Genomic DNA, 7325 nt, shown 5'->3' with positions numbered 1-7325 from the left:
GTAATCGGCTGCTTGCAAGCTACATGCTGATCTCCTTAATTGTTGGTTTTGTTATGTTATCCCTTGCAGCCCTTGGTCTTGGAGCAGCGGCTTTGGCCGTACTGGAAGATGGACCTTCACTTGCCACGATCTATGGTGCGGCAATGGTTTATCTGCCGGCACTCGCGATCTTCATTGGGCTCGCTATTCTTTTGACAGGCTTACTGCCTAAATTTACGGGCCTCACCTGGTTGTATCTTGGCTATTCCTTTTTCGTGGTGTATTTAGGTGGAGTATTTCAATTTGATGAATGGGTAGGAAACCTGACTCCGTTCGGGCACGTTCCCGAACTTCCTATTGAAGATGTAAATACGTTCGTGCTTATTCTGCTAACCGTCATTGCAGCGGTCTTGATGGCTGGCGGATTTATCGGCTATCGTAACCGTGATATACAAGGATAACTGTCTATTCTGAAAGACGCTTTTTTATATGAAAAGCGTCTTTTTTTCTATTGGCTCCATTAAAGATTATTGTGGATTTTCAAAAAGGCTTATTACACAATAGGGCCGAATAGTTGAAGACTCAGTTTCGAGATATCGGTTTGTAGGTAAGGTCCTGCGGGGGACGATTTCGCTTTCCGTGGGCATGTGCAGAGCCTCCTCAGTCTTCGACTTCCGGGGTCTCACCGATCATGTTTATCCCACAGGAGTCTTCATCGTCCCCCTCCGGACCTTGCCAAATCAGAAGCTCGAAACCACTTCAAACATCACCTGCGTGATGAGGAGTTAGACCATGTGGTTTTGTACCTATTTTAGGGTATAACGCTCCGCAATAGCCTGTCATAAAAGCATTTAATCCAGATTAAGTACGAGAATCTTTCTCTTCTAGAAGAGTCCGTTCACATGAAATGGATGGGCTGGTGGGGAAATGATGAGACTCCCGTGGGAGAAGGATCTAGGGGAGACCCCGCAGGGAGTGAAACGACTGAGGAGGCTCACCAGTTCCCCCACAGGAAAGCGAGTTATTTCCCCACCAGCCCTCTTTCCTTTAACGTAACGGACCCATTCATCTCGAAATCAAGTCTTCAAGTAATGGGAGCTTTTCTTTAATAAAAAATACAGAGATTTAACAGTCTCTCCCCCATAAAATTAAGGAGGTCTTTTAATGAGTACACAGAAAACTTGGACCGAGGTGGATGACTATTTTAATAGCCAGCTGGTTCCAGAGAAGGACGAAATGAACGAAGTTTTAAAATCTAATTCAGAAGCTGGTCTCCCTTCCATTGATGTCTCAGCAGCTCAAGGAAAAATGCTTCACGTACTGGCTAAAATCAAAGGAGCTAAGCGGATTCTCGAGGTTGGAACTCTGGGTGGATACAGCAGTATATGGCTGGCAAGTGCTCTTCCAAAAGATGGCCGACTTATTACATTGGAAGCAAGTGAAAAACACGCTCAAGCAGCAAGAAGGAATATAGAAAATGCTGGACTTAAGGAGAAAGTTGAGATCCTCCTCGGCCCAGCAAATGAAACCTTCCCCTCACTTGCAGAGAAGGAAACTGATCCTTTTGACTTTGTGTTCATTGATGCTGATAAAAGAAATAACCCATCCTATATTAAGTGGGCGATAGATCTATCGGCGCGAGGGGCCTGTATTGTGGTAGATAATGTGGTCCGCAATGGAGAAGTGGTGGTAAAGGATAGCCAAGATCCTGACATAGAGGGTATTCGTGACATGTTTGATATTCTATCAAATGAACCACGTATCGATTCAACAGCGATTCAGACAGTAGGAAGCAAAGGATATGATGGATTTTTGCTGGCGGTCGTAAAGTAATTCATTAAGGAGTAGACTTCTAACCGACAAAGGTCTATTCCTTAATGCCCTATACATTAGTAAACTGGAAAACAGTAATCCAGATAATCTTTCACCTTTCCTCTTACTATTTGATCATAAATATCCTGAATCTGTTTCGTGAGTGAGCCCACACTGCCGTTCCTAATCATCCGTCGATCCACTTGAATTACCGGCTTTATGCCAATAGCCGTTCCTGTAAAAAACACTTCGTCGGCTTCATACACCTCCACTCTTGTGAAGCTTTTCTCTTGAACAATAATCCCAAACTCATTCTTGAGAATTGTACATACCGTGTCCCTCGTAATGCCCGGAAGGATATCGTCAGAAACAGGTGGAGTAAGCACTTGATTATCACGTACGATAAAAATGTTTTCTGTTGCGCCTTCGCTAATATTTCCTTCCTTCGTTAAAAAAATGGCTTCATCAAACCCATTAAGCTCGGCTTCGTTGATCGCAAGAGCGGAGTTCAAGTACCCACCCGTTGGTTTTACTTGAGGAGGAATCATATTACTCCCCATTCTCGTCCAAGAGGATATGCATGTTTTTAAAGCTTCCTTAGGTTTATAGTCTAAAACTGTAGTAAAAATGCCCAGATGATTATATGGATCACTCAAATTAGGGCGAAGGGTATCTGAACCTTTAAAGCACACGGGGCGGATATAGACATCAGTCATTTCTTGATTCAATACTAGGAGTCTGCGAATGATTTGTGTTAAGTCGGGGACTGAATAAGGGATCGGAATAAATAAACTTTTTCCTGATTGATGGAACCTTTTTAAGTGATCTTCCAAACGGAAAACAAATAACTGCTGCTGTTCTTCATTCCAAAACCCTCTAATTCCTTCAAAGCAGCCCAAACCGTAATTAAGTCCTTTATTTTTTATACTGACTGTCAACGCACGTTCATCTACAAATCGGTTCACGTCAAACAGATACTTCATCACGCCCCACCTCTCACGTTTTTAAATAAAACCTACATAGCATCTTTAGGGATGGAGCGCCCTCCCTAACGTTCATTATTTATGAGACGAGGCAATGAACGAATCGACAACTTTATTAAACCGCTCCGATTCTTCGAGAAATGGGCAATGACAGCTCGATTCAAAGACCTCCAACTTGGAATTGGCGATTTCATTTTTTAAATGCTCTCCTGCAGCCAAAGGAATCAACTTTTCCTCTCGACCAAAGCACAATAAAGTTGGAACAGTTATCGAAGGCAGATAAGGACGACAGTCAATAATGGATTGATCAAATAAAATAGCACTGGCTACTGAAGCTGGAACTTTGGTTGTCTCTTCTATCATCCAGGCTAAGTCTTCCTCCCCAACTTCTTCCTTGAACATTAATGGAAGAAATCCTCTAAGGAGCCCTTCCTGATTCGTTTGAATCTCACGCATCATTCCTATCAATGCAGGGAGGTCAAAAGCCCCGATCTCAAAATCATCCCATTTAAAATCAGAAGCGAGTTCATCAACAATTACGGTGGCTTTCACCTTTTCCTCGCCAAATTGATGGAGATATTCCCAAATAACAAAGGCTCCCATTGACCATCCAAGTAAAGTAACATCCTCAAGCTGCAGCAAATCAATAACCTCAGCTGCATCTCTCGCATATTGGGCTACCGTGTGGCCATCTTCTGTTTTGGATGATTGCCCATGACCTCGAAGATCCAGGTTTATAACTCTGTATTTTTGTTGAAAAAAAGGAACCTGTTCTTTAAAGAAACGGCTGCTCATCCAAACCCCATGAATCATTAGTAATGGCTTGCCAGACCCCTGATCCTGATAATACAACTTAGTTCCGTCCTTAAGCTGCAAAAAAGGCATTTATTTTCCTCCCAACTATTTTTCTATTTCAGTGTATGTTGCAAAGTATCATTCAGAATAAGACGAGTTAAAAGTAATACGGACGGCCGTCCTGTCGTCAACCGGCATTACACGATCCTCAAGATTTTTTGTCAGATTGTAAATATAAGGGGTTAAACCAATTGTTTTTATCTGGTGATAAGAATCCATAAGGTCGTAGTCAGGGTGAAATAATCCATCAGTAACGAGCAGTACCTCAGTTAGATCTTCAGTGGAAATCCTGCCTTTTTGAAGATATAGATTCGCTTCTTTCATTCCATTTGCCACTGTGTAGCCACCTGGCTGATTGGCCAACGAACGATTATATCGCAATTGATTCAATTTATTTTCATAATATTTTTCATCGAATACGTCGATTCCATTAGCACGATCAGATGCACGTTTTAGTTTTGCTCTTGAACTAATTCCTTTAACGGTATCCTGAGTGAGCAGTTTAGCTGACTTATGTGTGTAGCCAGCCACGATCATGGAATCACCTAATTGCACGTAATTGATGTGCGTTTCCTCCACTTGGACAATGGCCACACATGTAGACCAGCGTTTGTAGCCTTCAGAAACATCGATCCCATACGCAAGCATTTGATGATACAACTTTGAATTAGCCTCTCTAACTTCTTTCGTGAGATCTGCGCTAGAGGCAAGACTTTCAAAATGTTCTTTAAAAATTCGAGCCGCTACATAAGCGCCATTGTGACCTTGTTCATCTTGAAATTCATCTAAAGGAGTTGCCCCATCCAGTACTCCATAAATACCTGCCTCATGATTAATAATACAGGCATCCTCACTTTCCTTTTTGTCAGGGCTTGTGTAATTTACCTTCTCGACTTTCAGCTTACGCTCCACCATTTATTTCACCTCAAATAAAGGATTTATTGTCTTTTGCAGTCAGCCAGTCTTTGGCAAGCATTCCATAAACCACGTGATTAACATAGCTGCCGTACATGTTCGCGGCGTCCCTGATGATTCCTTCCTCAATAAACCCTAAACGTTCAGGTATTGCACGGCTTTTTAAATTTTCCTCAGCTGCTCTTATTTCAATCCGGTTCAGTCCGAGATCTTCAAAAGCATACGTGAACAAATGGCGGCAGGCCCTGGTCAGCAATCCACGGCCCGTGTACTCCGCCCCCATCCAGTAACCGATACTGGTTCTTTTATGACTCCAATTTATTTCATGAAAATCCACCACTCCAGCGATATTCCCTTTTGAAAGGATACATACCGTTAATCCGTCATTACGAGCATACCTTTCAAGACTTGCCTGGATGAATTTTTTTGTATCTTCGGCCGAATGAGTGAAGTCAATCCAGGGCAGCCACACCCGGAGGTGCTCTCTGGACAGATTTGATAACGTAAATAGCTCTTCGGCATCTTTGTGTTCTATTAATTTTAATGAGACTTCTTCATCAATTTTGTATGTAAACATTCAAACAACTCCTATCTTTAACTAGTAAATGTCCTATTTAGACTGATGTTTCCATTTCGATCTTTATCAACAAATATCCTTCATAATCTTCTTTTATTTTTCATGGGCCATGTTATATATTGTGGTTATATTCTTACAGTCGGGCCGGATTGTGTAAGACTTTCGTGATAATGGATAAAGAAAATGTCTCACAATCGGGAACCTATCTGCAAGACTCCCCAGAGATTATAAAATCCCGCAAGAGGTGTACTCCTGCGGGATTCCGAACAATTATAAACTTAAGGTTTTAAAACAAGTTTCCCTTTCGTTTTCCTAGCTTGAAGAATTTCGTGGACATGAGCGGCTTCATCAAGGTTGTAAACCCCTCCAACCGTGAGCTTCAATTCCCCTGTGTTCACAAGCTTTAATAATTCTTTCAGGCTTTTTTCAAATAAGACAGGCTTCTTCATAATTTGAGGAAGAAAGAAACCAATAACAGAAAGATTTCTGTTCATTAATCCAGATGGATACATTTGAGGCGGATTTCCACTTGCTACGCCATAAACTACTAAGCGCCCAAACGATCTCATGCACTTAACGGTTTCATGAAATATGTCACCGCCAGCCATCTCGAGAGCGATATCAACTCCCCTTCCATCTGTTGCTTCCATGACTTGTTCCCGCCAGTTCGAATTGGTATAGTTCACCGTATGATCGGCTCCTAATTCTTTTGCGAGGTTCAGCTTTTCTTCAGAACTGGCTGTTGCAATGACCTCAGCTCCATAGTGCTTCGCCAGCTGTACGGCGAGCGAGCCGACTCCTCCGGCTGCAGCATGGATAAGAACGGTTTCTCCTTTTTCCAACCGTCCCATTGTTGTCAGCAAATGATAAGCCGTCAGCCCCTGAAGAGGGATGGCCACCGCATTCTCATCATCGAGCTCTTCCGGCACAGGGATAAGATTACTTTCTTTCGTTACCACATATTCCGCGTATCCTCCTGAACCAATTAAGGTTACCACACGGTCTCCTTTTTTGAATTGGTCCGCACCTTTCCCGGTTTGTTCCACAATCCCGGCTACTTCAGCCCCGGGAATAAAAGGTAAAGGCGTTGGAACTACATAAGCACCTTCCCGTCGAGCCGTATCTGCATAATTAACTCCAATAGCTGTGACTTTTATTTTTACTTCGCCTTCACCTAATGCAGGGTCTTCCACTTGGACAGATTCTAATACTTCTGGTCCGCCGTACTCTTTAAACTGAATAGCTTTCATCAATGCTTCCTCCTATCGGCCAGTAAAGGCTGGCTTACGTTTATCTTTAAATGCCTGTACTCCTTCTTTATGATCCTCGGTTGTCACCATCATCGTCTGAGTAATGCGTTCCTGTTCAAGAACAGCAGCCAGATCCTGGTTCTCAGCCTGATCCACCATTTTCTTCATCATGCCCATAGCACGTCCCGGGCCTTTAGCAAGACGGAGAGCATACTCCATTGCCGACTCTTCTAATTCTGATAAAGGGTAGACGCGATTGACCAGTCCCCATTCTGCAGCTGTTTCAACAGGAATAGGTTCTGCGCGGAATAATAGCTCCTTCGTACGATATGGTCCTAAGATTTTCGCTAAGAAGTAGTGACCCCCTCCATCTGATACTAATCCGACCTGGGCGAAACTAAGAACGAATTTACTTTCTTCTCCAGCTAAAATTTGGTCGCAAGCAAGAACTAAATTGAAACCGGCCCCCGCTGCGTAACCATGTACGACCGCAATCACTGGCTTAGAAAGGTCTTTTATCATAAGAATCAACTCGTTAAGCTTTCCGATATGATCATAAACTTCCTGGGAAGAACCAGATCCCATACTTTTCACATCACCGCCCGCTGAGAAAGATCTTCCCGCTCCTGATAATACAACTACTTTAATGTCACCATTCTGCTCAGCTTCTTTAATCGCTTCTTTTAACCCGGATATCATATCGTCTGAAAATGCATTTAAAGCATCAGGACGGTTTAATACACATGAAAGTACAGGTCCGTTAAGCTCCACGCTCAAATGATCATTACCTAGTTTCATATAATCCATCTCCTTCTTAAGAAATATATTGTTTTTCTTCCATCATCACTTCAGCAATTGCACGGTTGCGTTCTATCGAATCTTCCCAAAGATAGTTACTTAAAAGAATGGACACATTTCTCATAATCCTTATTCGTTCTTCTCCTTTCATCAAGT

The 7325-nt window shown here is 42.6% G+C and carries 7 protein-coding genes and 1 pseudogene; 2 read left to right on the top strand and 6 right to left on the bottom strand.

Going from position 1 to position 7325, the window contains the following annotated elements; all coding sequences use genetic code 11:
• Positions 1 to 440: pseudogene (locus WAM07_RS10170) on the top strand (ABC transporter permease); the annotation flags it as partial.
• Between the two features lie 703 nt (positions 441 to 1143).
• On the top strand, positions 1144 to 1812 hold the full coding sequence (locus tag WAM07_RS10165) for an O-methyltransferase (protein ID WP_422166537.1): 669 nt from the start codon (positions 1144 to 1146) through the stop codon (positions 1810 to 1812).
• Positions 1813 to 1868: 56 nt separating this feature from the next.
• Here the strand turns inward: WAM07_RS10165 and WAM07_RS10160 are convergent, their stop codons facing one another.
• The 6 genes from WAM07_RS10160 to WAM07_RS10135 all read right to left on the bottom strand — a co-directional run bounded on the left by WAM07_RS10160 (position 1869) and on the right by WAM07_RS10135 (position 7169).
• Complete coding sequence (locus tag WAM07_RS10160) at positions 1869 to 2774, bottom strand: branched-chain amino acid transaminase (RefSeq protein ID WP_422166535.1); 906 nt, start codon at positions 2772 to 2774, stop codon at positions 1869 to 1871.
• Between the two features lie 75 nt (positions 2775 to 2849).
• On the bottom strand, positions 2850 to 3659 hold the full coding sequence (locus WAM07_RS10155) for an alpha/beta fold hydrolase (protein WP_422166533.1): 810 nt from the start codon (positions 3657 to 3659) through the stop codon (positions 2850 to 2852).
• Positions 3660 to 3707: 48 nt separating this feature from the next.
• Positions 3708 to 4544 carry a protein phosphatase 2C domain-containing protein gene (locus WAM07_RS10150; protein WP_422166531.1) on the bottom strand — a complete coding sequence of 279 codons (837 nt, stop codon included), beginning with the start codon at positions 4542 to 4544 and terminating at the stop codon, positions 3708 to 3710.
• 10 nt (positions 4545 to 4554) lie between these two features.
• Positions 4555 to 5121 carry a GNAT family N-acetyltransferase gene (locus tag WAM07_RS10145; protein WP_422166529.1) on the bottom strand — a complete coding sequence of 189 codons (567 nt, stop codon included), beginning with the start codon at positions 5119 to 5121 and terminating at the stop codon, positions 4555 to 4557.
• Positions 5122 to 5399: 278 nt separating this feature from the next.
• Complete coding sequence (locus tag WAM07_RS10140; RefSeq protein WP_422166527.1) at positions 5400 to 6371, bottom strand: quinone oxidoreductase family protein; 972 nt, start codon at positions 6369 to 6371, stop codon at positions 5400 to 5402.
• Positions 6372 to 6383: 12 nt separating this feature from the next.
• Positions 6384 to 7169 (bottom strand): enoyl-CoA hydratase/isomerase family protein, encoded by a 786-nt coding sequence (locus WAM07_RS10135; protein WP_422166525.1) that lies wholly within the window; start codon positions 7167 to 7169, stop codon positions 6384 to 6386.
• Positions 7170 to 7325: the final 156 nt, after the last annotated feature.

This window comes from Halobacillus sp. (genome assembly GCF_049282395.1).
In the GTDB taxonomy this organism is placed as follows: Bacteria; Bacillota; Bacilli; order Bacillales; family Halobacillaceae; genus Halobacillus.
The sequence above is the reverse complement of the archived record's forward strand: the minus strand, read 5'-3'. Positions and strand labels throughout refer to the sequence as shown.